A 24769-nucleotide genomic window follows, 5' to 3' on the forward strand; every position below is an offset into this window, starting at 1 on the left:
TGGAAACCCAGCGGCCAAGGCGAGGCGCTCGTCCTGTGACTGAGGGCAGGGTCGGGCATCCACGATGCCTGTCTGCGGGCATGCCGAAGGGCCCGTCGCCGGTGTGGCTGGCGGGCTCTTCGGGTTCAGCGGTGGTGCAGGGTGTTGCGGCGAGGTTGTCGAAGCGGATCTCGGTACTGCGGTGGGATGAATTCCGGTAACCCGTCGGCCGCCATGCGTACTTCCCAGTCACCGTGGTGGATCAGCCGGTGATGGAACCCGCACAACAGCACCAGATTCCGAAGATCCGTCGGCCCGCCGTCCGCCCAGTGGATGATGTGGTGGGCGTGACAGTTCTTCGGTTTCCGATGACATCCCGGGAACGCGCAGCCTCCGTCCCGGATGTTCAGCGCGCGTCGTTGCCCTGGGGTGACGAACCGCCGCAGCCGACCCACATCCAGAGGTTCACCTGCGGCACTCATCACGACCGGGAGCATCAGGCAGTCGCAGGCGGCGAGTCGGGCTTCGCGGGCGGTCATCGTGCCGACGAAGTCCAGGCACGCGGTGCCGAGACCGGATTTCAGCTCGTCGAGTCCGATGGCGACATGAACAAGCGTGCGGTAGCCGCTGGTGCCCGGCTGGTCCGGGCACGCGATCGCCAAGTCGAGGAGTTCGGCCCAGGCGTCGCCTAGGCGTTCGCATTTCATCCGCAGGTCCGCCTGACCGAACTCGTCTACCGGTCGCGGCTGGGCGTAGGCCTCCAGCGCGGCGGCGGTGCGGGCACCGGTCTCGTCATCCAGCAGACCGGTCAGCTTCCAGAAGCCGTCCCTGCGCCGCTCCAGCGTGATCTCGCGGCGTGGATCCTTGGGTTCGGGGTCTTTCGGTTCGTTGCCGTCGGGGTCCAGCCAGCCCAGCAGGTTCGCCTCTGCCTTGGCGAGCTGGTGCGGACCGGCATTCGGGGCCAGGTCGGCCAGGATCTTCTCCGCGACCGCCCGATCCTCAACCGAGGTATCGGCAGGGAGCCTCTTCAAGATCTCCAGGATCTGATCGATCCGTTCGTCCCCGACCAACCCCTCCGCGGCGACCGCGGCCGTCGCGGGAGCCATAGGCGGAACTTCGTTGCCGTCCAAAGCCCGGGTGGGGTTCAGGGCGATCGCTCGCTTCACCACCGCACCCGCCTCGGCCCGCGACAACCCCGCCATCTCCGCGAACCAACTCGCCGTACTGCCATGCCCGAACAAGTCTTTCGCGCCCCGAGACTCGACCTCCGCCAAGAACCGCCCCAACCCAGCGGTCGCCACCCGAATCACCCGCAACGAATGCTGCACACCATGGGCAAGCTCCAGCTTGCCGGCACGCCACAACTCCTGCGGCAACTCGGGGAGGAAGGTCTCGGACACACCTCTATAATACCGCAATTCATCGAACAGACGTTCGTAATTTTAAGCGACAAGCGAAACGCAAGAATAACACCGAAGGGTGAACCGGCCACCAGCACCGATTCACCCTCGGCAACCCTGGAGCAATTAGCCGACTAAATGCGAAAGGGCCCACCGGTCGACGGCCCATGCCTGCCAGGCGCGGCGCTACCGCTGTACTCCCTGAGATCGGCGACCAGTCCGGCCACATCGGGCACGTTCTCGAACCGCCGCCGGTGCACGTCGGCGATCTTCGCGCCGATCTCCGGATCCGGGTCGTCGGTGACGTCGTAGGACACGAACCTGTCGATCAGCGGCAACCCGATACGGTCCATTTCGAGATGCGCCGGGTGATTCATGTACTCCTCGTAAGCCTCGATGTCTTCGAGCACGGTGACGGCGCCGTAATCGAATTCCCCACCGAAGTCGGGGCCGACGACGCGTGCTTTGATGACGGGAATGGCGTTGATATGGTCACCCATCCGCGCGAGCCCAGCCGCTTTGTCCTCTTCGGAAACGCCGACCTTGAGCGTGAACCGAATGCAGTGATAGATCACTGCGCGGAAAAGTGGTCGCGGGCGAATTCGGTGACGTCGCGCGCGGGTTTCCCGGTCAGCTCGGCGACGGCCATGTGCACTTCGGCGGCTTCTCCCCTGGCGTAGTGCGCGTAGTCCTCGATGAGGCCGTCGATCTGCCACGGCGGAAGCAAACCGGCCAGTGCCGCGGCGAATTGATCGGCGGAGGTGTCGTGGAAGGTGACGGTCCGCCCCATGGCTTCCGAAAGAGCCTGGGCGATCTGGGCGTGGGTCACCGCACGCGGTCCGGTCAGCGTGTAGGTCCGGCCGGCGTGCCCCGTTCCGGTCAGCACGGCCGCGGCGGCGTCCGCGATGTCCCTGGTGTCGATGGCACTGACAGCGGCGTCGCCGATCGGGGCGGCGAGGAAACCCTGTTCGATGGTGCCGGAGAACGCGAGCAGTGCCTGCAAATACAGGTTGGGACGCAGCACGGTGTACTCGATCCCGAGCGATCGGACGTGCGCCTCGACTTCGGCGTGCCAGCGCAGGAACCGCACCGGCGAGTCGCCGCGCGCCGCGTACTGCGAGAGCAGCACGAGCCGGTTCACCCCGGCGTCCCGGGCGAGGTCGGCGAACCCGATCTGGAGCGAGGCGGCGTCGGATGCGGAAGGACTGTTGAGGAAGACCGCGTCGACGCCTTTCAGTGCCGCGCCGACCGCGTCGGGATCACGCAGATCGGCGACGACGGTTTCGGCGCCGGGGATGATCCGCCCGGGGTCCCGGGTCATCGCGCGGACGGCGACCCCGCGGGTCAGCAGGGCGGGAATCAGGGCGGATCCGAGGGTTCCGGTCGCGCCGGTCACCAGGATGGTGTCCATTGTGGAATGTCCTTTCTCGACAGAGGTCAACGACGGGTGGAGAAGAGCGACACCGCGAGGGCGATGACGACGAGCACGGCTTCACCGAGGAACGCGGTCGTGAACGAGATGTCCCCGTGCGTCCCTGCGGCGCCGATGGCGATACCGGCGAGCGCGGCGAGCCCGACCGCGCCGCCCAGTTGCTGCGCGGCGTTCACGAGTCCGCTGAGCAGGCCCGATTCACCGTCCGCGCTGTCGCGCACCGCCATCGCGGTGGCGTTGACGGCACCGAGCCCGAGCCCGGTGCCGATCAGCAGGAAAGCGCCCAGCAGGCTGACGGAGAAGCCGCTGGTCGTGGGATCCCCTGCCAGCCAAAGGAATCCCGCGAGCAGCACGACGAGGGCGGTCGGCAGCGCCCGGCCGAGCCCGATCCGTTTCGCCAGGATGGGCGCGAGCACACTGCCCACGATGATCATGACGGCGAGCGGGAGCTGAGCCATTCCGGTCGCCAGCGGGCTCATCCCGAGCACGTCCTGCTGGTACTGCGGCAGGAAGAAGAACAGGCTGGTCAGGGTTCCGCCGATCAGCACCATCACCACGTTCGCGGTGACCACCGGCTTCCGGCGGAACACACCCAGCGGCACCAGCGGACGCGAAGAACGCCGTTCGACGAACACGAACGCCACCAGCGAAACGAGACCGGCCACGAGACCGGCGATCGTGCCGGGCGCGGTCCACCCGGCGTCGGAGGCGGAGACCATGCCCAGCGCGAGCCCGGAGATCCCGACGGTGATCGTGACGGCGCCCAGCGCGTCGAACCGGCCCGGCCTGCCGGGCACCGGCGGCACGGCGCGCCACACGACGATCGCCCCGACGGCACCGAACGGCACCGGGGTCACGAACACCGCCTGCCAGCCGAGCAGTTCGGTCAGCGTGCCGCCGAGGAAGACGCCGACGAGACTGCCCGCTCCGGCGACCGCGCCCCAGATCCCCATCGCGCGGGTGCGTTCCGCGGGCGACGAGTAGAGGCCGAGTACGAGCGAGAGCGCGGCGGGCATCAGGACCGCCGCCCCGATCCCCTGGCCGATCCGCCCGGCGATCAGCAGCCCGCCGGTGGTGGCCAGCGCGCAGAAGGCCGACGCCGCGAGGTAGACGGCCATTCCGGTGAGGAACACCTTCCTGGCCCCGAGCACGTCGGCGAGCCGGCCGCCGAGCAGCAGCAGACCCGCGAACGTCACCAGGTAGCTGTCCACGACCACCGTGAGTTCGGCGGCGGTGAGCGCGAGGCCCTGCCGGATCGTGGACCCGGCGAGGTTCACCATCGTGGCGTCGAGGATGACCAGGAACATGGCGCTCGCGAGGCCGAGCATCGCCACCCCGCGCGAGATCCGTTTCGTCGCTCGTACTGTCATGCCGCCACGATCGCGCGGGCACCGGTCCGCTCGCGTCGGCGACAATCACCTACTTCGCCTCGCTAGGGTTCAGACCATGCCCACGACGTCTCACCGTTCGCTCGTCGGCAGACGAGACGAGATCGATCGCCTCCTCGCCCTGGTCCGGGCGGCGAGCCGGGGCGAGGGCGGGGTGCTCGTGCTCCGCGGCGAGCCGGGTATCGGCAAGAGCGCGCTCCTGGACCACGTCGAACGAGCGACGGCGGCGGAGTTCCAGGTCATCCGCGCGTCCGGGTCGGAATTCGAGGGTGAACTGCCGTTCGCGGCCCTGCATCAGTTGTGTGTCCCGGCACTGGCGCATCTCGACGAACTATCCGCCCCCTACCGCGAATCCCTTCTCGTCGCCTTCGGGCTGGCCGACGGCACGCCGGACCCGTTCCGCGTCGGTCTCGCCGCGCTCGAACTGCTGGCGACCGCCGCGGGGACGCGTCCGATGCTGTGCGTGGTCGACGACGCGCACTGGCTGGACACGGCGTCGGCGAGGGCGCTGACCTTCCTGGCGAGGCGGATCGCGGCCGAACCGATCGCGATGGTGTTCGCCGCCCGCGACCAGGAGCCGGTGCGCGGGCTGGACGAGTTGCCGGGGCTGACGGTCGGCGGGTTGAGCGATACGGACGCGCGTGCCTTGCTGGCCGAAGAAAAGACCGTGACGCTGGACGAGCGCGTGCGTGACCGCCTGCTCGCCGAGGCCCGCGGCAACCCGCTCGCGCTCATCGAACTGCCGAAGGCGGGTGGTTTCGCGCCGCCGGCGCCGTCTCCGATCGCGAGCCGGATCGAGCGCAGTTTCCGGGACAGGATGGCGGAACTGCCGGTGGACGCGCGGCGGCTGCTGATCCTCGCGAGTGCCGATCCCACCGGCGATCCCGTTCTGCTGTGGGCGGCGGCGGGGCGGCTGGACATCGACGTGCCCGCCGCGAGCGCCGCGGCCGAAGCGTCCGGACTGATCCGGTTCGGCACACGGGCGCGTTTCTGTCATCCGCTGGCGCGGTCCGCGGCGTATCGGGCGGCCGAACCGAAGCAGCGCCATACGGCCCATCGAGCGCTGGCCGAAGTCACCGACGCGGAAACCGCCGGAGACCGGCGGGCCTGGCATCGGGCCCAGGCCACCACCGGGCCGGACGAACAGGTCGCGGCGGAGCTGGAATTGTCGGCGTCGCGGGCGCAGGCACGCGGAGGGGTGGCGGCCGCGGCCGCGTTCCTCGAACGTGCGGCGGCGCTTTCCCTCGACCCCGCCAAGCAGACCGAGCGCACCCTCGCGGCCGCGCGGACCACGCTGGAGGCGGGCGCGACGGACGCGGCGGCGGATCTGCTGGCCAGCGTCGACACCGCGACCTTGGACGTCCCCCAGCACGCCTCGGTCGACCTGCTGCGCGGGCGGATCGCCTTCGTCCAAGGCGCGGAGGGGGCCGTCCGCGGGCCGGACCTCATCCTGCGGGCGGCGGAACGGCTCGCCGCCGCCGATCCGGAGCGGTCACGCGAGTTCTTCGTCGCGGCACTGGAAATGGGGCTCGTGGTCGGCCGGGCCGCGGGAGTGCTGGACCGGGTTCTCGACGCGGCCCGCTCGGCGCCGCCGCCGTCGGGGCCGCCGGATCTCCTCGACGCGCTGGTGCGGTTGACCACGGAAGGACACCATGCCGGGGTGCCGGCGCTTCGCCGGGTTCTCACCGGCGACGACGCGGGCTGGACCAAGACACCGGCCTTGGCCACCGTGCTCGCGGGTGAGCTGTGGGACATCGACCTGCACGCGACGATCGTCGACTGGCTGGTGCGGACCGGGCGGGACACGGGATCGCCGATGACCATCCGGCTCGGCCTGTCCCAGGTGGCGTTGCACGCGGTGCTCACCGGGAACTTCGGACGGGCGATGGCCGCGATCGGCGAAGAGGAGGCGATCGCGGACGCCGTCGGCGATCCGCCGCAGCTCTACCCGCGCGTGCATCTGGCGGCGATGCGCGGCCGCCGCCGGGAGGTGCTCGATCTCTTCGCCGAAGCGACGACCCGCGGCAGCGGGCAGCTGACCGCGAACGCGCACTGGGCGACGGCCGTGCTGTACAACGGGCTCGCCGAGTATCCGGCCGCGCTGGACGCGGCGACCCGGGCCGTGGCGAGCGGCGACCTCTTCCTCACCGGCATCGCGCTGCCCGAGCTCGTGGAGGCTGCGGTGCGCTGCGGGAAGGACTCCGTCGCCCGGTCCGCGCTGGATTCCTTGACCGCCCGCACGGAACCCGCGGGCACCACCTTCGCCCTCGGGATCACGGCGAGCGTGCGGGCCATGGTCAGCGACGCGGAATCCGACCATCTGGAAGCGCTCCGGTATCTGGCGGACGGCCCGCTCTCGGTGCACCTCGCGCGAGCGCGGCTGCGCTACGGCGAGTGGTTGCGCCGAGAGGGACGCCGTCGTGAAGCGCGTGAGCAACTTCGCACCGCGCACGAACAGCTGGCGAAGATCGGGCTGGAGGCGTTCACGCGGCGGGCCGCCGACGAACTGCGGGCGACCGGGGAGGTCGCCCGAAGCCGTTCCGGGCCTTCCTACGATCACCTGACCATGCAGGAGACGCATATCGCGCGGCAGGTCGCGGCGGGCGCCACGTCGAAGGAGGTGGCCACCCGCCTGTTTCTCAGCCCCCGCACGGTGGACGCCCACCTTCGCAACATCTTCCGCAAGCTCGGCATCACCTCGCGCAGGCAGCTGAAGGACATGCCCGATCTCCGCGACGCGGAGCTCAGCTCTTGACCGGATACGCCAGTGACTCGCCGTTCTCGCCCGCGGCGATGCCGGCGTACTCGCTCACGAGCGCCGGGACGAGCCCGACGTCGTCGGTGGCCAGATCCTTGCCCGTCCTGGCGTCCAGCACGATCGGCTGACCGCCGCCGGTCTTGCCGTAGACGGCGCCGTGCCAGGCGAGCGTGACGCTGGGAGCCACCCGGTTGGCCGCCTTGTCCGGCAGGGTCCAGAGCGGGGCCGCGGTCGCGGCGTCGTAGCCGGTGAGCACGCCGCCCGCGTCGCAGACGAGCACCGATCGTTCGTCGTGGCGGCAGGTTCCGTACGAGCTGGGGCCGAACTGGTCCTCGCCGTCGACCTTGCGCTTTTCCGCGCCGGTGGCCGGGTCGAGGAACAGGAGTGACGAATCACCGCTGCCGTAGTCGGTCCTGGTGAGCACGACCAGGGCCGGATCGGCGCGGACCAGGACGACCGCGGACGATCGCGCGGCGCCGGTCCATTTCTGCCCGCCGGTGGCCAGGTCGAGCGCGGTCGCCTGGACCATCGAGGAGTTCTCGGCGACGTTGAAGTCGGCGCCGACGACGACGTCGCCGTGCACGCTGCCCGCTTCGTAATCCTTGCGCTCCCACAGGGTTTTCCCGCTCGCGGGGTCGAGTGCGACCGTGACGTGGTCGTCCGAGCGGCCGTAGCGGGCGATGACGGCTTTGTCCGTGACGGCGACGACCTCGGTGACGGCGTTGCTCGCGTCGGCGTACTGGTCGTCGGAGACCTTGGTCTCGGACTGCCAGACCTTGGTGCCCTTCTCCCGATCCGCCGCGATCACCGACAGTGCGACGTAGCCGGGCGTGGTGCCCTTTTCCGGGATGACGACCGGGACCGCGGCCACGACGAGCTTGTCGCCGACCGCGGGCGGCCGTGGCCCGGTGGTGTTGACGAACGGCCCGCTCTGGTTGTACGGGTCACCGGGCGTGCGCTCGAACGGGACGGTCCATTTCTGTTGCCCCGTCAGCACATCCACCACGTTCAACGCGGTGGGCGTGACGATGTAGCCGGTGCGATCGCGCAGCGTCATGAACAGCGAGGTGACGTGGCCCGCGACATTGGAACGCAACGCGCCCGGTGGAAGCGCGACGGGCGCGCTCTTGTCGAACGACCGGGGCGGGTCGGCGGTTTTCGCCTCCGGTGTCGCGGACGTGGGTGGCTGCCCGGCGGCCGCCGAGCCGCTCGGTACCGGGGCCGGGGCCGGGTCGTCGGTTCCGCAGCCCGACGCCGTGAGCGCGGCCCCCAGGCAGGCCACGAAGACCAGAAATCGCCGCATTTGCGCACCTTCCCTGCTCGTTCTCCGCTCCGGTCGGAGCCACGGCAGGACGTTAGCCGAACTCGCACCCGCCGTGTGGCACTTTCACCCAAAGTGTCACTACTGGCTGGTCAAGGGGCTGATGTTGATCCACATCCGGAGACCTCCGTCTTCCGTGTGCGGAAGACGGAGGTCCCGTTCACGACTCAGACCGGGATGTCACCCGCCGTCCCCCACTGGGTGGTGAACAGGCCGAGGCCGTACCAGGTCCCGTTCGACGGCCGCCACACCACGAAGTCCGCTCGCGGGTCACCGCCGAAATTGCCCGCCATGGGCACGTCACCGGCCACACCCCATTGCTGGGTCGCGATCCCGAGCACGTACCAGACACCGTTGCCCGGCCGCCAGACGGCGAAATCGGCACGCCCGTCGGCATTGAAATCACCGGCGACCGGAATATCGCCCGAGACACCCCATTGCTGCGTCGCGATTCCCCGCACGTACCAGACGCCGTCGCTCGGCCGCCAAACCGTGAAGTCGGCGCGCCCGTCGGCGTTGAAATCACCGGCGACCGGAACGTCACCGGCGACACCCCATTGCACCGTGGCGATACCGAGCACGTACCACGTGCCATTACTCGGCCGCCACACCGCGAAATCGGAACGGCCGTCACCGTTGAAATCGCCGGTCAGCGGAACGTCGCCGGACACGCCCCACTGCTGGGTCACCACCGCGCCGGTGCTGCTCTGGATGATGTACCAAACACCGTTGCCCGGCCGCCACACGGCGAAGTCGGCTCGACGATCGCCGTCGTAGTCCGCGGCCACCGGCACGTCGCCGGAGACACCCCACTGCTGGGTCACGACACTGCCGTTGCCGCTGCGGATCACGTACCAGAAACCGTTGCCAGGACGCCAAACCGCCTTGTCGGCGAATCCGTCGCCGTCGAAATCCGCGGCTGTCTTCTGAGACGGCGGCGAGGCGGCGATACCGATTTCGTCCGCGCTCGCGGCCGTCGGTATCGCCAGCAGGCCCGCGAGCAGACCCGCCAACGCCGTACCCAGCCGAATGGATCTTCGCATTTTGCCGGAACCTCTTTCCGTTCGGTGGACGCACTCTTCCCAGCCCGCGCTTTTTGACCGAAGATACGGACCGGGGCAGTTCCAGCCTGACACCGGCGGCGTCGCCTTGTCAGCAAGGATTCCGTCCAACGGACCGCGCGAGGGGATTTCAATGGAGACCAAGAGAAGACCCAGAAGCGTCCTCGAAGGCGCCTTCACCCTATTGGATGCCTTGGTACGACATCAAGGTGAAGCAGGATTGACCCAGCTGGCCAATTCCTGTTCGATACCGAAATCGACGGCATATCGATTACTCGAGCAATTGACCGCACTGGAGGTTGTCCAGCGCAGCGAAAACCGCTATCGCGTCGGTGCGCAGGCATTCCGGCTCGGCCAATCGTGGCAGCCGTATCCGCGGCTGCTGGAACTCGCGCGCGGCGAACTCCGGCGCCTGGCCGCGGCCACCCGGGCCAGTTCGGTACTCGCCGTCCCCTGCGACGGCCGCATCCTGATCGCCGCCGCCAGCCTCACCCGGCCCGAAGACGGCGACCTGCTCCGGCCCGGATCGACCGTGCCCCAGCGCACCGGCCGGTTCTGCCCCACCTGGCAGGCCGAACACGAACTCGTCGCCGTCGAAGCGGCCGTCCGGCTGCCGACCGGCCGGACGATCGGTTCGCTCGCGACCGTGCTCACGGTGCCCCGGACCCCCGTCACGATGTCCGACACCGTCGCCCGCGCCGCCCGCACCCTCGGCGCGGCGCTGGCGGGCTGAGCGACGTGCGAGATCTCGCGCTACGGTCCTCTCGTGACCCCGGCCGAAGCCCGCGAAGCCCTCCTGTTCCACTCCGGCGCGCACCCCGATGTGGACGATCCGAGGTGGCAGAAGGGGTTTCTCGGGTCTTTGCGACCCTTCAGTGGCTTACGCGAAGAGAACTACCATGAGGTGATGGCCGCGCTGCGGGCTCTCACCGAACAGCTGCAGGCCGACTCGGTGCCGCGTGAAGTCGTTTCCGCCGTGGTCGGAATCTGTCACTTCGCGCGGGCCTGGGGCGTCGCGCCCGACGGCATGCTCCGCGGCAACGGCCTGATCGGCGACGAGGACGCGGCTCGCCTCGAAGAGTGGATCTGGACCATTTCCTACGCGCTGTCGATGATCTTGGACGGCGACGCGGCGGAGGCCTTCGACGAGTACGACCGTGAACGTCGTCCGTAGGCCGGACTGGCTGCCGACCTGGTGCGTGGAACACCTGGGAGCCGAGCCGGTCGCCGTGCTGTTCGAGGCGCGGTCGATATCGGCGGTGTTCGGGCTGCGGCTGGCCACCGGGCGCGACGTCGTGGTGAAGGCGCGGGAAGACGACGGCCGCGCCGCGTCGTGTGTCGCCGCGCAGGCCCTGCTGGCAGGCCAGGGATTTCCGTGCGCCCGGCCGATCACGCCCGTGACGAGCGTGGGGGCGCTGGCCGTGCACGCCGAGGAGTCCAGGCCCGGCGGTGAGCTGCTGCGCGGCGACTCACCGGACGTCGCCGCGCGTTACGCGGCGGTGTTCGCGCGGCTGATGGCCGCGCTGGCCGGCGTGACCGTCCCGCCGCCGCTGCCGAATCCCCGCTGGATCCGTTGGGACCACACGGATCCCGGGTTGTGGCCGTCCATCGAGGACCTCGACCGGCGGGATCAGCACGCCGTGCCCGCGTACGTCGTCGAGACGGCCGGGCGGCTCCGCGAACGGCTGCTCGCCGCGCACCTGCCCCGCGTACTCGGTCACGCTGACTTCGAAGCGCAGAACCTCCGCTGGCACGACGGCCGGATCTTGGCCGTGCACGACTGGGACAGCCTGGCGTGGCAGCCGGAGGCGGCACTGGCGGGAGCGGCGAGCGCGGTCTTTCCCAAGACCGGGCCCGCCTTGCTGCCGCCGATCGAAAGCTCCGAGGCGTTCTTGGCCACCTATCAGGAGATCCGGGGCCGCCGGTTCACCACGGAGGAGCACGAGGTCGCGTGGGCGGCGAGCCTGTGGCCGGCGCTGCACGACGTCCGCTGGGAAACGCTGCACGGCACTTCCCAGGGTTCGCACGATCTCGTCCGCGCGCAGGTGGCCGAACGCCTGCGCCGCGCGAACGCCTGAGATGAGGTCAGCAGGCCTTGACGACGACCGAGTGCACCTTGCCCGGGAAGTCGAGGACCCGCACGTTCCGGTTACCGGCAGGCACGCGGACCTGGTAGGCGCCGGGGTAGACCGGGTAGCCGAAGTAGCTGCCCGCCGGGGCCGCGCCGGTGCCCGCGATCATCGAGCCGTCGGTGCGGTGGATCGTGGTGGAGACCGCGCTGCCGCAGGTGTTGTAGATGTAGATCTTGCCCTTGGTCGCGGCGGAGGCGGAGCCCGCGCCGAGGACCGAGATGACCAGGCCCGCGGTGGCCAGAACCGCGAAAGCGCGCCGGGTGGTCGTCATGGTGCTCCTCAGGATGTGCCGGGGTATCGGCCACAAGATATCCGCGGACGCGTCCGCGCACTGCCGGTCGAACGCACCACACGAGCTCAGTGCTTCGGCGCCACTTTGCCGATGGCGGCGGTGGCCAGCGCGGTCGCCCCGTCCTTGACCGGCGCGCCGTCGGTCTGGTTGGTGTAGTCGACGTGGTACACGACGTTGCGGTACCGGGCGGTGACCGCCACCGAGTGGCCGCGTTTCCCTTGCTCGACGAGCAAGGCCTCGTCCGCGTCCTTCACGTTCACCGCGACCCCGTTCCGCACCCGGCGTTTCAGGTGTTCCGTCGCGGCGTCCACCCCGGACTTCGTGCGCGTGGCACGGTAGACGTAGCTGGTGACGATCACGTGCGCCGCCCGGACCTTGTCCTTGATGAAGGTGTCGGTGTTGTTCCAGGCGCACTGCCCCTGTTCCAAGGAGTCCGAGGTCGAGTTGGCCGACCCCGCCTCGAAATCCGTCCGGCCGGGGATGTAGCGGGCCACCTCGCTCTTGTCGAAGACGGCACAACCGATCGGCGCCTTCGCCACGTCCTGTGAGGCGTCCACCGGCGGTGGCGCGTCGGAGCCGCCCTCCCGGACGAAGAACCAGTATCCGCCGAAAGCCAGCCCCAGCACCATGACCGTGCCCAGTGCCAGCAGCACGATCAGCAGCCCGGTCTTCTTCTTGCGAGGCGGCTGCCGGTAGTACTGCCACCCCGGTTGCGGCACGGGATAGGCCCCTGGCGGACCGGGCTGGCTCATCGAACTCCCTCGGGCGTCTTCCTCGGCGCGGTGCCGCGGGCATCCGGTCCCCTCGACACCGAATGCCCGCGACGCCCCCTGCTCCGGTGACGCTAGACCGATCGCGGCCGCCGGGATGTCCGGTGAACGCCCTACATCGAAGCCTCGTTCAGCTCGGCTAGCGTGATGACACCGTCGTGGAGCGCCCGGGTGACGAGCTGGCTCTTGGTGCGGGCTTCGCGCCCGACGTTCGAGTACTTCACGCGCACCCGGGCGATATGCGTGTCGACGGTCTTGACGGTGATGTGGAGTTTCGCGGCGACGAGTTCCTTGGAGGAGGCGGCGAACCATGCCCGCAGCACCTCGATCTCCCGAGGGGACAAACGTGGCCTGCCCGGGGAGTCGTCCGCGGCGAGCGCACCGGACAGCGACGGCGCCGTGTACGCCTGCCCGGCGGCGACGGCCCTGATCGCGGGTACGAGATGTCCCGGCCCCTCCCGTTTGGTCAGATACGCGAGCGCACCGAGATCGATGCACTTGATCGCGGTGGCGTTGTCCGCGTGCTGGGAGTACACGACCACGCGGCGTCCGCTCTCGACCAGGCGGCGCAGTTCGCCGAAGTCCGGTTTGCGCGGCACCAGTTCGAGATCGAAGATCACCACGTCGGCGTCCGCGCCGGGGCCGGCCCACACGTCGCCGAGGCGATCTCCGGCGTCGATGAGACCGATCGGCGGATCCGCCTGCTCACACCAGTACCGCACACCCGCCGCGATCGCGGCGTGGTCGTCCACGATCACCGCCGTGATCAGCTCTCCGCCGGCTGCCATTGGGCCTCCATCCAGACTGTTCCGTCTCCGTCGAAGATCTCGATCCGTACGTCCGGTGTGCCCGGCGTCGACGCGATCGGTTCGGCGCAGTCCGCGACCACGTTGACCGACACCAGCCCGGGGCTGCCGACCACGGTGACCCGCGCCCAGGATCCGGCCGTCGCCAGCGCGGTGAGCGCGGCGTCGGTGAGGTCGCGCCGGACGGCCACGGGCGGCACGGGCCACTGGCCGCGCACGTCCAGATCGACCTCGACGCCTTTGCGGTCGGCGATGTCCGCGCAATGCCTCAGCTCGTGCAGCAGCGGGTTCTCCACCGCGTCGGTTTCGGCGAACAGCCGCCGCATCCGGGCCGCTTCGATCGCACATTCCCGCTGTACCAAGGGATCCGATGGTGCGAGCGAACCGTCCGCCAGCCCCGTCAGCAACGGCACGGCCGTGTCGCCGAGTTCGGTGAGCCGCTGCTTGCGGCGGCTGTGCGCGCCGGCCGCGACGGCCTCCGCGGTGCGCAATCGTTCCAGTTCCCGGGTGGCCTCGGCCGCCCGCGCGCCGATGCGGCCCAGCACGGCCGCGACCACGGCGACGCACAGCGGAAGGCCGATCACCGTCACCGAACCGGTCACGAACCTGGCCAGCACGCCCCGGCTCACGTCGTGGAACAGCAGCAGGTTCGCCAAGGCGAGCGACTCGTGCGCCAGCAGGAAGGCCAGCATCGTCCGCAAAGGACGGTCGAGCAGGACGACGATGCCCGCCCAGTTGGCCGCGCCGAACAACCAGTCCACCGTGGTCGCCGTCTTGCCGTCCGGCAACGTCAGGTACGCCAGCGCGGACGCGGCCAGCACGAGGGCGACGGCGGGCCACCGCGCCGGGCCCCACGGCCGCCGCCGTACGACCAGCACCGCTTCCACGGCCAGGACCGCGCTCAGCGCGGCCAGTGCGGCGAACTGGGCGGCGGGCAGGTCGTGGGATTTCAGGCCCCGCACCAGATTGCTCGTCCCGAGCACGTCGACGGTCAGGATCGCGACGAGCAGCACGGCGATCCGCAGCCCGCGCCTCAGCTGGTCGTGGGTCGCTTCGCCGCCGTTCATGCCGGCCACTTCAGCCGGACCACCGTGCCCGCCCCTTCGGCGGAGGTGATCGTCGCCGTGCCACCGACCCGGTTCATCCGGCCGTGCACCGACTCCCGCAGCCCGCGTCGCGCCGTCGCCTGGTCGGCGGCGAATCCCTTTCCCTCGTCGGAAATCTCGACCGAGAGCGCCTGCGCGTCGCCGCTCAACCGGACTCCCGCACGGTCCGTCCCGGCATGGCGGCGCACGTTGTTGAGCGCCTCCCGGACGGCTCCGGCGATCGCACCCGCCACCTCGGACGGCAACGAAAGCCGCGGCGGTACGTCGAGCTCGACGGTCAGGTGGCCGTTGTCGAGGTCCGCGCGGAGCAACTCGACGAGGTCGGCCTCCGGCGAGGTTCGCCCGTCGTCGAGGGACCGCAGCCGGGCCAGGTCGCGGCGTGCCTGCGGGGCCAGCCAATCCGCGTCCGGGGGCACCTGCCCGAGACCGACCATCAACAGGGTGGTGGCCGCGGTGTCGTGCAACGAGTTCGCGAGCTCCCGTTCGCCGGCGCGGACCGCCGCCGCCACAGCGGCCTCCCGGCGCACCTGCTCGGCCTCGGCCGCCGTGCGATCGGCACGTTCGGCGGCGCGGGTGACGAGCACCCAGGCCACCCTGGACATCGCCGCCATCGCCGGCACCCAGAGCTGCGACGCGGTCAGGCGGAGCCCGGCGGCGTCGAAGACGACGAGCATCCCGCCACCGGCGATCAGCGCCGCGAGGCCGCCGGTCAGCGGCGGGGTGTGCCATTGCCAGGTCACGCACGCGAAGACGACCAGGAGCCGGAGCCAGCCCGTGTTGCCATCCGCCTCGGCGTCGGTCCAGAAGACGGTGAGACACAAGCCCAGCAGCACCACCACGTCCACGGCGACCGGGGCCCGCCGCGGCCACCATCCCTGCGCACAGGTCCAGACCACGGCGACGGCGACCACCACGGCCGTGGCCGCGAACTCGTCGGGTGAGCTTCTGAGCAGGCCGATCGCCGCTATGGGCGGCAAGGTCGCGACCCGCACGGCGACGGCGTACCGGCGTCCGAAGCCGGTCAGCAGCCGCCTGGCCTCCCCCGCCACCCGCTACCTCGCCCACCGTCGAATCCGGCATACCTCGCGTGGGTGACGATACCGGCCGCCGACGTCGGGTTGTGCCGATTCCGGAGGACCGGGCCATGACTCCTCCTCGGTGAATTTCCACCGCCACCGCGCCACGGATCGGCGATCTCCCCCCCCCCCCCCCCCCCCCCCCCCCCGGCCCCGAGATCGTCGAGATCACGTTCAGAAGGAGGACACCATGGCCGAAACGACCATCGAGCCCAGCCCCGAACTGCGGGCGCTCGACCGGCTGGTGGGCACCTGGAAGGTGACCGGCGGAGCGGAAGGCACCGTGCGGTACGAATGGATGCCAGGCGGATGCTTCCTGCTGCAACACGTCGATCTCGCCGAGTCCGGCGAGTCGATCACCGGGATGGAGGTCATCGGCAACCTCGGCCCCTTCGGCGAGCCGCCGGGCAAGGACGTGGTCTCCCGGTTCTACGACTCGGCCGGGAACACCCTCGACTACACCTACGAACTCATCGGCGACACCCTGACCATCTGGGCCGGCGCGAAAGGCAGCCCCGCCTATTTCCCGGGCACGTTCGACGCCGAGGGCCCTTCTCTCACCGGAGATTGGGTGTACCGGACGGAGGCGGCTACACCTCCACCATGACCCGGATCTGACCGCCACCCCGTCCGGCCGGGTGCGGCGCCTCCGCGGCGCCGTATCCGGGACCCGGGGCGATCGCCTGAAGTACCCTGAACGCGAAGAAGCCCAGACCACTTGGCCTGGGCTCTCCTGAAGGAACGCTGTGCTCCCCCGCTTGGACTCGAACCAAGAACCCTCCGGTTAACAGCCGAATGCTCTGCCAGTTGAGCTACAGGGGATTGTGCTCCGTACCGGCCGGATCGCTCCGACCGATGAGAGAACTTTAGCCCATGCCCCCCGGCGGCCGCGCACCCACCCCCCACTTTGGGGAGCACCTCGTCAAGCTCGCGTTTTGAGGGACAATGACAGCTGGAGCAAGATCGAACGGAGGCGTGGACTCGGATGAAGATGTTCCTGCTGGGCGCGGCCGCGGGCTACGTGCTGGGCGCGAAGGCCGGCCGGGGGCGGTACGAGCAGATCGTGCGGACCTACCGCAAGGTCGCTGACCACCCCATGGTGCAGGGCGCCGCCGGGGTCGCTCGCGCCAAGGTCGGCGAGCGGTTCGGGCGGCCTCAGCGCTGACCCGGACCGAAAGGGCCCTTCGCCACTGGCGGAGGGCCCTTTTCACGGCACGACGGCGACCACGAAGACGCGCCGGAACTCGAACCAGGTGGTCCCGTCGGGACGCGGCGGGTAGGCCTCGTCCAGCTTCCGGGCGATCTGGGCACGGAAGTGGTCCCAGTCCTCCCCCGGCAGCGCCTCCTTGACCGGCCGCAGCGAGGTGCCGATGATCCATTCGAGTACGGCGTCCTCCCCGGTCAGCCGCTGCAGGTACGTCGCCTCCCAGGCGTCGACGGCGCATCCCTCGTCGGCCAGCAGGTTCCCGTAGCCGAGGGGGCTGTCGACGGCCTCGTTCTCCCGCAGGACGACGTCGGCGAGGCGCGGAGCCCACTCCTCGGTGCGCGCGAGGGCGCGGACCAGGGCGTGCGACGGCGCGTCGAAGTTGCCGGGGACCTGGAACGCGAGCGTCGCCCCGGACGGCAAGCGGTCCACCCATCGGCGGAGCAGGCGACGGTGCTCCGGGACCCACTGGAGCACGGCGTTCGAGATGACCACGTCGGTGTCCGGTTCGGGCACCCAGTCGTTGACGTCGAGCACACGTGCGTCGACGCCCCGTGAGCGGGCGGCTTCGACCATTTCGGGTGAGCTGTCGCTCGCCTCGATGATCGCGTCGGGCCAGCGTTCCGCCAGGCCGGCGGTCAGGTTTCCGGGGCCGCAGCCGAGGTCGGCGACGCGGCGGGGATTGCCGGCCGGTATCCGCGCCACGAGGTCGTGGAACGGCCTGGCCCGCAGGTCGGCGTAGTCGAGGTACTTGACCGGATCCCACATGGCGCCTCCCAGCGATACAGTACGAGTGTACTGCTAGGCCAGCTTCCTTGCCGCTTCCTCGGCGATCGCCTTGACGACGTCGGCGTCGGTGCCCGGATCGGGCCGCACCTGCAGCACCGTGCCGTCCTGACCGGGGACCTTGCGCTCGACGAACCACGCCCCGCCGGTTTCGAGGTCCTTGCGGTGCCGTCCCCGGACCGAGCCGTCGACCCGCTGCCGCACCAGGATCGGGACCTTGCCGGGTTTGGGCAGCCGGAACCGGACCGGGGTCTTGTCGGCCAGCAGCACGGCGTTCCCCGCCGTCCCGGTCTCCTCGGACTCGGTCAGCGTCAGCACCCCGTCGGACCACGCGGCCTTGCCGACCAGATGCCAGCCGACCCGGCGCGGCCCCGGGATCCACAGCCCCAGCGCCGTGACCAGCAGATATCCGCCGCCCTCGACCGCCGCGCTCCCGACGACGTGCTCGCCGTCGTCCAGCGAGCCGCCGAAATCCGCCGGGACACGGTCACCCAGCAGGTGACGCAGCCAGCCCATGCTCAGTCCAATCCGCCGATGGCCTGTTCCTTCAGCGCCTTCCGGTACTGCTCGAGCGCGACGAGGTCGCCGAACAGGGCGCGGTAGTCGTCCGGCGCCTCGACCGGGGAAAGCCGCTGGAGCTTCGACTTGATCTCGTTGATCTGGCGGCCGACGAGGCTTTCCTGCACCGCCGCGAGCTGCGCGGAGATGTAGCGCGAGTCGACCTCGCCCTTGGCGCGCAACGGTTCCACCGAAAGCTCGCTGAGCACCCGCCGCACCGTCCCCTGCGGGCAGTGCGGGGCGGCGGCGTCGAGCAGGGCGGGCCCGGTCAGGCCGGAACCCGCTCCCCCGGCGGACAGCAACGCCTTGTGGATGGCGATGTAAACCGGATGGGTGAAGGCGTCCTCGGGGAGCGCGTCGTACTCGGCCCCGGCGAGCATCGGCTGCTGCAGCGCCGCCTTGAGCGCCTCACGCTGCGCGATGAACCGCGGATCGCCGGGCGCGGGCCGGGGAAGGTCCTCCTCGGCCGCGGCCGCCGCCGAGGAGGGAGCGGGCCGCCGGACCTCGATGGTGGCAGAGCGTTTCGCCGCCGCCCCAGCGCTGCCGCGCACCCGGTTCACCACCTGCGCCGCGTCCTGCCAGCCGACCCACCACGCGAGTTTCGACGCGTAGCCGTCGCGGCTGGCGCGGTCCTTGATCCCCGCGACCATCGGGACGGTCTTCTGCAGGGCCGCCACCTGACCGTCGACGGAGTCGAGGTCGAACGCCTTGAGCATGCTCTTGATCGCGAACTCGAACAGCGGGATCCGCCGCGCGACCAGGTCGCGCACCGCGGCGTCGCCCTTGGCGAGCCGCAGTTCGCACGGGTCCATACCGTCGGGGGCGACCGCGATGTACGTCTGCCCCGCGAAGGTCTGGTCGCCCTCGAACGCCTTCAGCGCCGCCTTCTGGCCCGCTTCGTCACCGTCGAAGGTGAAGATCACTTCGCCGCGGAAGGCGTCGTCGTCCATCATCAGCCGCCGGAGGACCTTCATGTGGTCCTCGCCGAACGCCGTCCCCGACGACGCGACGGCCGTCGGGACGCCCGCGGCGTGCATCGCCATCACATCGGTGTAGCCCTCGACGACGACGACCTGGTGCCGCTTCGCGATCTCGCGTTTGGCCAGGTCGAGGCCGAACATCACCTGCGACTTCTTGTAGATCGGCGATTCCGCAGTGTTCAGGTACTTCGCCGAGACGCGGTCGTCGTCGTACAGGCGCCGCGCGCCGAATCCGACCACCTCGTTGCCGACGTCGCGGATGGGCCAGAGCAGCCGCCGGTTGAACCGGTCCATCGGCCCGCGCTGCCCCTCCTTGGCCAGTCCGGCCGTGAGCAGTTCCTTGACCTCGAACCCGCGGTTGAGCAGATGCTTCGTGAGCTTGTCCCAGCCCGCCGGCGCGTACCCGCAGCCGAACGTCTGCGCGGCGGCCGCGTCGAAACCCCGTTCGGACAGGAAGTCCCGCGCCGCCCGCGCGTCCGGGGTGAGCAGCTGCTCGGCGTAGAACTCCTGCGCCGCGCGGTGCGCCTCGATCAGCCGGGCGCGGGTGCCGCGATCACGCTGGACGCTTCCACCGCCGCCTTCGTAGGTCAGCCGGAACCCCACGCGATCCGCGAGGCGCTCCACGGCTTCCACGAACGAGATCAGGTCCATCTTCTGGATGAACTTGATCACGTCACCACCTTCGCCGCAGCCGAAGCAGTGGAAGGTGCCGTGGGTGGGGCGCACATTGAACGACGGGGTCTTCTCGTTGTGGAACGGGCAAAGCCCTTTCAGGCTGCCGCCGCCGGCGTTGCGGAGGGCCACGTAGTCACCGATGACCTCGTCGATCCGGTTACGTTCGCGCACCTCCGCGATGTCGCTTTCCCGAATCCGTCCTGCCACGCTCATCACTCTAGTTCCCGCTCCCCGAGCGCCGTGCGGCACACTCGGGGAATGAGCACCGCCCTGGACGAACTCGCCGGGAACTTCGCCGCGTTGCGCCCCCATCTGGTCTCGGTCGCCTACCGGCTGACCGGCACGCTGTCCGACGCCGAGGACGCGGTCCAAGAGTCGTGGCTGCGCCTGAGCGGCCTGGACGAACAGCGCCGCTCGGCCATCGAAGATCAGAAGGGCTGGCTGACCACCGTCGTCAGCCGCATCTGCCTCGACCGGCTGCGGTCCGCGGCGGTGCGCCGCGAGCGGTACGTCGGCGAATGGCTGCCCGAACCGGTCCTCGGCCCGCTGGGGACGCCGTCGTCGGAGGATCCGCTGACCGTCGCCGTCCGCGACGACGGCATGCGCATGGCGGCGATGGTGGTCCTCGATCGGCTGACGCCGGAGCAACGCGTGGCGTTCGTCCTGCACGACGCGTTCTCGGTGCCGTTCGGGGAGATCGCCGAGATCCTGGGCTGCACGCCGGAAACGGCGCGCCAGCACGGTTCCCGCGGCCGCCGCGCGGTCGCCGACGCCGATCCGCCGCCCCGGACGGCGCTCGCCGAGCAGCAGCAGATCATCGAGAAGTTCATGACCGCGATGCTCACCGGCGACATCCAGGCGGTGGCCGAGGTCCTGCATCCCGACGTCGTCCTGGTCGGCGACGGCGGCGGCAAGGCGCGCACGGCGGTGCACACGGTCGCCGGGTTCGACAAGGTCACCCGCCTGTTCCAGGGCCTCATGCGGATGTACGACCCGGCAGGCATCGAACAGGCGAGGCCCGCGCTGGTCAACGGCGACCTCGGGCTCTACATCCCGCCGCAGGCGGCCTCCGAGGGGTACCGGGCGCTCGACGAGCACGTCGACGCGTTCGTCATCCGCGACGGGAAGATCGTCGCGATCTACGACATGGCGAACCCGGACAAGCTCACCACCGCGCGGACCCGCGTCGGCCCCTGACCGCGTTTAGTCCTCTGAATGCGCCAGGGCGCATTCAGAGGACTAAACGCGGGAGTTTTCAGGGAAGCGGGATCTTGCAGGCGTCGCCCGAGGTGAAGCCCTGCGCGGTGATGTCGAGCGCGCTGTTCATCCGGGCCCGCATGTTCTCCAGGCCGATCTGGTAGGTCAGCTCGATGACGCCCTTGCGGCCGAACTCGCGTTCCAGCTCGGCGACCTGCTCGTCGGTGGCGGTCACCGGGCTCGCCGTCATCGCGTCGGCGTACGCGAGCGCGAGCCGCTCCTGGTGCGTGAAGGCGGGCGACTTCGCGTAGTCGTCGATGTTCTTCAGCCGTTCGATGTCGAGGCCCTCGTGCAGTTGCAGCATGGTCCCGAAGTCGATGCACCACGAGCAGCCGAGCTGGGTCGCGACGCGGTACACGGCCAGCTCGCGCACGTTCGACGGCAGCGTCTTGCTGGCCTTCTCCGCCATCATTTCGTGCATGCCGTTCGCCCGGAGCAATGCCGGGTGGTGCGCGTAGACGGCCATCGGCTCGGGCACGGCGCCGAAGCGCTTGCCGGCGAACTTGTAGAACAGCTTCAGCAGGAAGCCGGCCTCGGCGGTCTTCACGGCGGGAATACGCGGCATGGTGTCCTCCTCGTGCGATTGCGATCACCGAATGGACGAGACGGCCCACGCGGACGTGACAGTGACGCCGGTGACGCACGCCACGCGGCCGGTCGGGGCCTCGATTTCGCCTTTTCGCCGGAACCCCCAGTCGATCATCGACGGTAGGCTGGTGAGTCGGCCCTTTGCCCTCCCAAAGGAGGAACGATGCTCGCCGTCGAGGACCCCGCCACCGGACAACGGATCACGGCCGTCCCCGACTGCGGGCCCGCCGAGGTCGACAAAGCGGTCCGCGCCGCCGCCGGGGCATGGCCCGCTTGGCACGTCTCGGACCGGCACGCGGCGCTGACGTCGTGCGCGGTCGTCGTCGAGGAGGCCGCGCCCGTGCTGGCCCCCGTGCTCTCCGAAGAGCAGGGGAAACCGCTTCACGAGGCCGAAGCCGAGTTCGCCGAGGCGGCGTCGCGGTTCCGGTACTTCGCCGGGTTGCGGCCGGAACCGCGGGCCGACGGCGGCGGACCGGTCGCCGCGATCACGCCGTGGAACTTCCCCGTGCAGTCGGCCGTCGCGAAACTCGCGCCGGCGTTCGCCGCCGGGAACACGGTGGTGCTCAAGCCGTCGCCGCGTACCCCGCTCACCACGCTGCACCTCGGCCGGATGCTGGCGCAGGTGCTGCCGCCGGGCGTGCTGACCGTGCTCACCGGACGGGACCCCCTCGGCGAGTACTTGCTCGCCCATCCCGGGATCCGGCAGGTCGACTTCACCGGTTCGGCCGACACCGGGAAGCGGATGGCGGCCGCGCCGGAATGGCGGCGGCTGACGCTGGAGCTGGGCGGCAACGATCCCGCGATCGTCCTCCCCGGCACGGATCCGGCCGCGATCGCGGAACGGCTCTTCTGGAGCGCGTTCGCCAACTGCGGTCAGCTCGGCGTGGCGGTCGAGCGGGTCTACGCCGTCGGGCCCGGCTACGACGGCGTCGTCGAGGCGCTCGCGGCCGTGGCGGCGCGAGTGGTGGTCGGTGACGGACGGACGCCCGGAACGCAGCTCGGCCCGGTGAACAACCGGCCGCGGTACGACCGCGTCACCGGTCTCACCGACGAGGCGCGGGCGGACGGCGCGCGGATCGTGACCGGCGGACCGCTCGACGGGCCCGGGTACTTCTTCGCCCCGGCGATCCTCGCCGAGGCGCACGACGGGATGCGAGTCGTGACCGAGGAACAGTTCGGCCCGGTGCTGCCGGTCGTCCGATGCTCCACAGTGGACGAAGCGGTCGGGCTGGCGAACGCCACGGCGCCCGGCTTGTGCGGTTCGGTGTGGGGCGCGGACGAGGAGTACGCCGCCGAAGTCGCGGCTCGGCTCGGCAGCGGGACGGTCCGGGTCAACGCGCACCTGGCGATGCCGGTGGGCTCGCGGTGGTCCGCGAGCCGAGCCGGCCTCAGGGCGTGATCGTCCGGACGTCCCACACCCAGACGCCGTCGACGAACTCGGCGGGTTTCCGCAGCAGCAGGTCCACAGTGGTCCGGAAGGCGTCCTGGTGTTCGCGCGGGATCAGCACGAGCACGTCGGCGTTCCAGTACCGCAGATCCTCCAGCGCCTGCACCCGCTGCGATTCGGTGATCGTCGCCGGTACGCCGGTCTGCTTGATCTGGTCGAAGATGACCGACGTCGGCCGCTGGACGGCGCCGTAGCGGCCGCGTTTGTCGTCCGGGCCGCTCGGCCCGACGAAGTAGCCCTCCGGCATCGAATAACCGAGTCCCGCGTCGATCTGCCAGTGCAGCGGTTCGGATTCGCCGGAACTCGGCAACGGCACGGGTACCACGGTCCCGCCGGGCGCGACGTAGCTCCGCCAGGTGCCGTCGGCGAGGAACCGCGGTGTCGGCGGCCGTTCCTTGACGATCAGCTGCGTCGGCGCGATCGGCAGCAGGACCGCGATGACGACGCCGATCCACAGCAGCCGCAACGGGAATCGCCGCTCCCCCGGCACTTCGGGGAGTTTCGACGCGACCGCGTAGACGCGCTCGGTGGCCAACGCCAGCAGCGCGCCGATCAGCGGGATGCAGCCCATCGCGAGCCGCGATTCCAGCAGCGACTCGAACAGCGGCAGCTCCGAGAAGAGCTTCCACGGTCCCGGGATCCCGGTTTCCTCGTGCACCACGATGATCTGCACGCCGAGCGAGAGCCAAGCCATCACGAACATGGAGATCGCCAGCGCCCGCGCGAACGCCTCGCGCCACAGCCAGACGGTGATGACGACCATCAGCACGATCAACGGCCAGCCGAAGAAGGCGTTCTCCTCGGTGCGGTTCATCGACACGTCCGCGGCCGCCTGCGGCTGCCCGGCGACCGACTGCGTCGCGAACCGCGTGAACGCGGCCGTGTCGTTCCCCACCGGGCCGTGCTCGATCGCCTGGTAGCTCTGCGGGCCGAAGAACTGCCACCACAGCGGGAAAGCGCACAGCACGAGCGCCACGAGGACCCCGATGCCGACGCCGATCCCCAGCGGTTTCGCCATCGGCGGGAACTCGCGGTGGTTCGTCGCGAAGTAGGCGATGGCGAAGATCGCGAACGCCATCGCGAAGATCAGCAGCGGTTCCTCGCCGAGGAAGATCTGGTACGCCGCCAGCAGGCCGAGGAAGATCCCGTTGCGGACGGGGCGTTCGCCGCGCGCGATCTTGAAGACCAGCAGCGCGATGAACGGCAGGACGAACCACGCGACGAAGTTCGGGTGCGCGTTGCCGTGCGAGATCATCGGCGGGGCGAAACCGACGAAGGCGCCGCCGATGGCCGCGCCGACCCGGTGGGTGACCAGATGCCGCGAGAACACCCAGTACCAGGCGGCCGCGGTGCCGGCGAGACCACCGGTGAGCGCGATGGCCCAGGTGACCGTCGGGCCGAAGGTCAGCGTGACCGGCGCGAGCGGGATGCCGATGCCGAGCATGGCCGTGTTGGCCATCAGGTTCACGCCGAGCGGATTGTTCTGGAAATGCGTGCTGAGCGGATTCCTCAGATGCAGCACGTTGTCCGCGGTGACGGAGAAGAACCACTCCCACAGGTTCTGGTCCGACGCGCTGTTCCAGAGATAGCCCTCCTCGAGGTCGAGCCAGAGCCCGTTGTAGAGCAGGAAGGCGAACAGCAGGAAGCCGCCCATGATGGCGGCGTCGGCGGCGGCGAACCGGCGGGGTCTCGTGGGAGTCTTCTCGCTCTCCATCGCCTCAGCCTCAGCCTGGAAAAGACTCACTGACCGTCC

At 70.1% G+C, this 24769-nt stretch carries 24 protein-coding genes and 1 tRNA gene; 8 read left to right on the forward strand and 17 right to left on the reverse strand.

Annotated features, from left to right (window positions below; translation table 11 throughout):
- Positions 1-125: 125 nt before the first annotated feature.
- The 4 genes from H4W30_RS29235 to H4W30_RS29250 form a co-directional block, all read right to left on the reverse strand.
- Complete coding sequence (locus H4W30_RS29235; protein WP_192745747.1) at positions 126-1379, reverse strand: HNH endonuclease signature motif containing protein; 1254 nt, start codon at positions 1377-1379, stop codon at positions 126-128.
- Positions 1380-1513: 134 nt separating this feature from the next.
- On the reverse strand, positions 1514-1954 hold the full coding sequence (locus H4W30_RS29240; RefSeq protein ID WP_192745748.1) for a Dabb family protein: 441 nt from the start codon (positions 1952-1954) through the stop codon (positions 1514-1516).
- Positions 1951-2790, reverse strand: coding sequence for an SDR family oxidoreductase (locus H4W30_RS29245; protein WP_192745749.1), 840 nt, complete (start codon positions 2788-2790; stop codon positions 1951-1953). Before H4W30_RS29245 ends, H4W30_RS29240 begins: the two co-directional genes overlap by 4 nt.
- Positions 2791-2816: 26 nt before the next feature.
- Positions 2817-4181, reverse strand: coding sequence for an MFS transporter (locus H4W30_RS29250; protein WP_225949907.1), 1365 nt, complete (start codon positions 4179-4181; stop codon positions 2817-2819).
- A gap of 76 nt (positions 4182-4257) precedes the next feature.
- On the opposite strand from H4W30_RS29250, the gene H4W30_RS29255 reads away from it, so the two are divergent.
- Positions 4258-6954: an AAA family ATPase gene (locus H4W30_RS29255; protein WP_192745750.1), complete on the forward strand. Its 2697-nt coding sequence runs from the start codon at positions 4258-4260 to the stop codon at positions 6952-6954.
- Here the strand turns inward: H4W30_RS29255 and H4W30_RS29260 are convergent.
- Together H4W30_RS29260 and H4W30_RS29265 are read right to left on the reverse strand one after the other, a co-directional pair.
- Positions 6944-8260 carry an outer membrane protein assembly factor BamB family protein gene (locus H4W30_RS29260; RefSeq protein WP_192745751.1) on the reverse strand — a complete coding sequence of 439 codons (1317 nt, stop codon included), beginning with the start codon at positions 8258-8260 and terminating at the stop codon, positions 6944-6946. The genes H4W30_RS29255 and H4W30_RS29260 overlap by 11 nt on opposite strands.
- 185 nt (positions 8261-8445) lie before the next feature.
- Positions 8446-9321: an FG-GAP repeat domain-containing protein gene (locus tag H4W30_RS29265; RefSeq protein ID WP_192745752.1), complete on the reverse strand. Its 876-nt coding sequence runs from the start codon at positions 9319-9321 to the stop codon at positions 8446-8448.
- Between the two features lie 151 nt (positions 9322-9472).
- Between H4W30_RS29265 and H4W30_RS29270 the strand changes: the two genes are divergently transcribed.
- Genes H4W30_RS29270 through H4W30_RS29280 form a run of 3 tightly spaced genes read left to right on the forward strand, consistent with a single transcriptional unit; the run spans position 9473 to position 11417 of the window.
- Entirely contained in the window at positions 9473-10072 is a 600-nt protein-coding gene (locus H4W30_RS29270; RefSeq protein WP_192745753.1) for a helix-turn-helix domain-containing protein, read from the forward strand.
- Positions 10073-10105: 33 nt separating this feature from the next.
- Entirely contained in the window at positions 10106-10513 is a 408-nt protein-coding gene (locus H4W30_RS29275) for a hypothetical protein (RefSeq protein WP_192745754.1), read from the forward strand.
- Entirely contained in the window at positions 10497-11417 is a 921-nt protein-coding gene (locus H4W30_RS29280; protein WP_318780686.1) for a phosphotransferase, read from the forward strand. The genes H4W30_RS29275 and H4W30_RS29280 overlap by 17 nt, the downstream gene beginning before the upstream one ends.
- A gap of 7 nt (positions 11418-11424) precedes the next feature.
- On the opposite strand, the gene H4W30_RS29285 is transcribed toward H4W30_RS29280, so the two are convergent.
- From H4W30_RS29285 to H4W30_RS29305, 5 genes are all read right to left on the reverse strand, one after another.
- On the reverse strand, positions 11425-11742 hold the full coding sequence (locus H4W30_RS29285) for a hypothetical protein (RefSeq protein WP_192745755.1): 318 nt from the start codon (positions 11740-11742) through the stop codon (positions 11425-11427).
- Positions 11743-11828: 86 nt separating this feature from the next.
- Complete coding sequence (locus H4W30_RS29290; RefSeq protein ID WP_192745756.1) at positions 11829-12515, reverse strand: flagellar basal body-associated FliL family protein; 687 nt, start codon at positions 12513-12515, stop codon at positions 11829-11831.
- A gap of 131 nt (positions 12516-12646) precedes the next feature.
- Positions 12647-13321: a response regulator gene (locus tag H4W30_RS29295; RefSeq protein ID WP_192745757.1), complete on the reverse strand. Its 675-nt coding sequence runs from the start codon at positions 13319-13321 to the stop codon at positions 12647-12649.
- Complete coding sequence (locus H4W30_RS29300; RefSeq protein WP_192745758.1) at positions 13300-14406, reverse strand: hypothetical protein; 1107 nt, start codon at positions 14404-14406, stop codon at positions 13300-13302. Before H4W30_RS29300 ends, H4W30_RS29295 begins: the two co-directional genes overlap by 22 nt.
- Positions 14403-15494, reverse strand: a complete 1092-nt coding sequence (locus H4W30_RS29305) for a sensor histidine kinase (protein WP_192745759.1) — start codon at positions 15492-15494, stop codon at positions 14403-14405. The genes H4W30_RS29300 and H4W30_RS29305 overlap by 4 nt, the downstream gene beginning before the upstream one ends.
- A gap of 217 nt (positions 15495-15711) precedes the next feature.
- On the opposite strand from H4W30_RS29305, the gene H4W30_RS29310 reads away from it, so the two are divergent.
- Positions 15712-16128 (forward strand): hypothetical protein, encoded by a 417-nt coding sequence (locus tag H4W30_RS29310; RefSeq protein WP_225949908.1) that lies wholly within the window; start codon positions 15712-15714, stop codon positions 16126-16128.
- 142 nt (positions 16129-16270) lie between these two features.
- Here H4W30_RS29310 and H4W30_RS29315 read toward each other — a convergent pair.
- Positions 16271-16343, reverse strand: a tRNA-Asn gene (locus H4W30_RS29315).
- Between the two features lie 163 nt (positions 16344-16506).
- Here H4W30_RS29315 and H4W30_RS29320 point away from each other — a divergent pair.
- A complete protein-coding gene (locus H4W30_RS29320; protein WP_016332496.1) occupies positions 16507-16686 on the forward strand; it encodes a hypothetical protein in 180 nt (59 codons plus the stop codon).
- Positions 16687-16728: 42 nt separating this feature from the next.
- Here the strand turns inward: H4W30_RS29320 and H4W30_RS29325 are convergent, their stop codons facing one another.
- From H4W30_RS29325 to dnaG, 3 genes are read right to left on the reverse strand one after another with little or no spacing between them, the layout of a single operon-like run.
- Positions 16729-17493 (reverse strand): trans-aconitate 2-methyltransferase, encoded by a 765-nt coding sequence (locus H4W30_RS29325; RefSeq protein WP_192745760.1) that lies wholly within the window; start codon positions 17491-17493, stop codon positions 16729-16731.
- Between the two features lie 33 nt (positions 17494-17526).
- Complete coding sequence (locus tag H4W30_RS29330; RefSeq protein WP_192745761.1) at positions 17527-18027, reverse strand: hypothetical protein; 501 nt, start codon at positions 18025-18027, stop codon at positions 17527-17529.
- Positions 18028-18029: 2 nt separating this feature from the next.
- The gene (dnaG, locus tag H4W30_RS29335; RefSeq protein ID WP_192745762.1) at positions 18030-19937 is read right to left on the reverse strand and encodes a DNA primase; all 1908 of its coding nucleotides are present in this window, start codon (positions 19935-19937) and stop codon (positions 18030-18032) included.
- A 45-nt stretch (positions 19938-19982) separates the two neighbouring features.
- Between dnaG and H4W30_RS29340 the strand changes: the two genes are divergently transcribed.
- Positions 19983-20921, forward strand: a complete 939-nt coding sequence (locus tag H4W30_RS29340) for a sigma-70 family RNA polymerase sigma factor (RefSeq protein WP_192745763.1) — start codon at positions 19983-19985, stop codon at positions 20919-20921.
- A gap of 58 nt (positions 20922-20979) precedes the next feature.
- Here the strand turns inward: H4W30_RS29340 and H4W30_RS29345 are convergent, their stop codons facing one another.
- The gene (locus H4W30_RS29345; protein WP_016332491.1) at positions 20980-21546 is read right to left on the reverse strand and encodes a carboxymuconolactone decarboxylase family protein; all 567 of its coding nucleotides are present in this window, start codon (positions 21544-21546) and stop codon (positions 20980-20982) included.
- A gap of 186 nt (positions 21547-21732) precedes the next feature.
- On the opposite strand from H4W30_RS29345, the gene H4W30_RS29350 reads away from it, so the two are divergent.
- Positions 21733-22968, forward strand: a complete 1236-nt coding sequence (locus tag H4W30_RS29350; RefSeq protein ID WP_192745764.1) for an aldehyde dehydrogenase family protein — start codon at positions 21733-21735, stop codon at positions 22966-22968.
- Here the strand turns inward: H4W30_RS29350 and H4W30_RS29355 are convergent.
- Complete coding sequence (locus H4W30_RS29355; RefSeq protein ID WP_192745765.1) at positions 22958-24760, reverse strand: glycosyl transferase; 1803 nt, start codon at positions 24758-24760, stop codon at positions 22958-22960. The genes H4W30_RS29350 and H4W30_RS29355 overlap by 11 nt on opposite strands.
- Between the last annotated feature and the right edge of the window lie 9 nt (positions 24761-24769).

It is taken from the genome of Amycolatopsis roodepoortensis (genome assembly GCF_014873915.1).
In the GTDB taxonomy this organism is placed as follows: domain Bacteria; phylum Actinomycetota; class Actinomycetes; order Mycobacteriales; family Pseudonocardiaceae; genus Amycolatopsis; species Amycolatopsis roodepoortensis.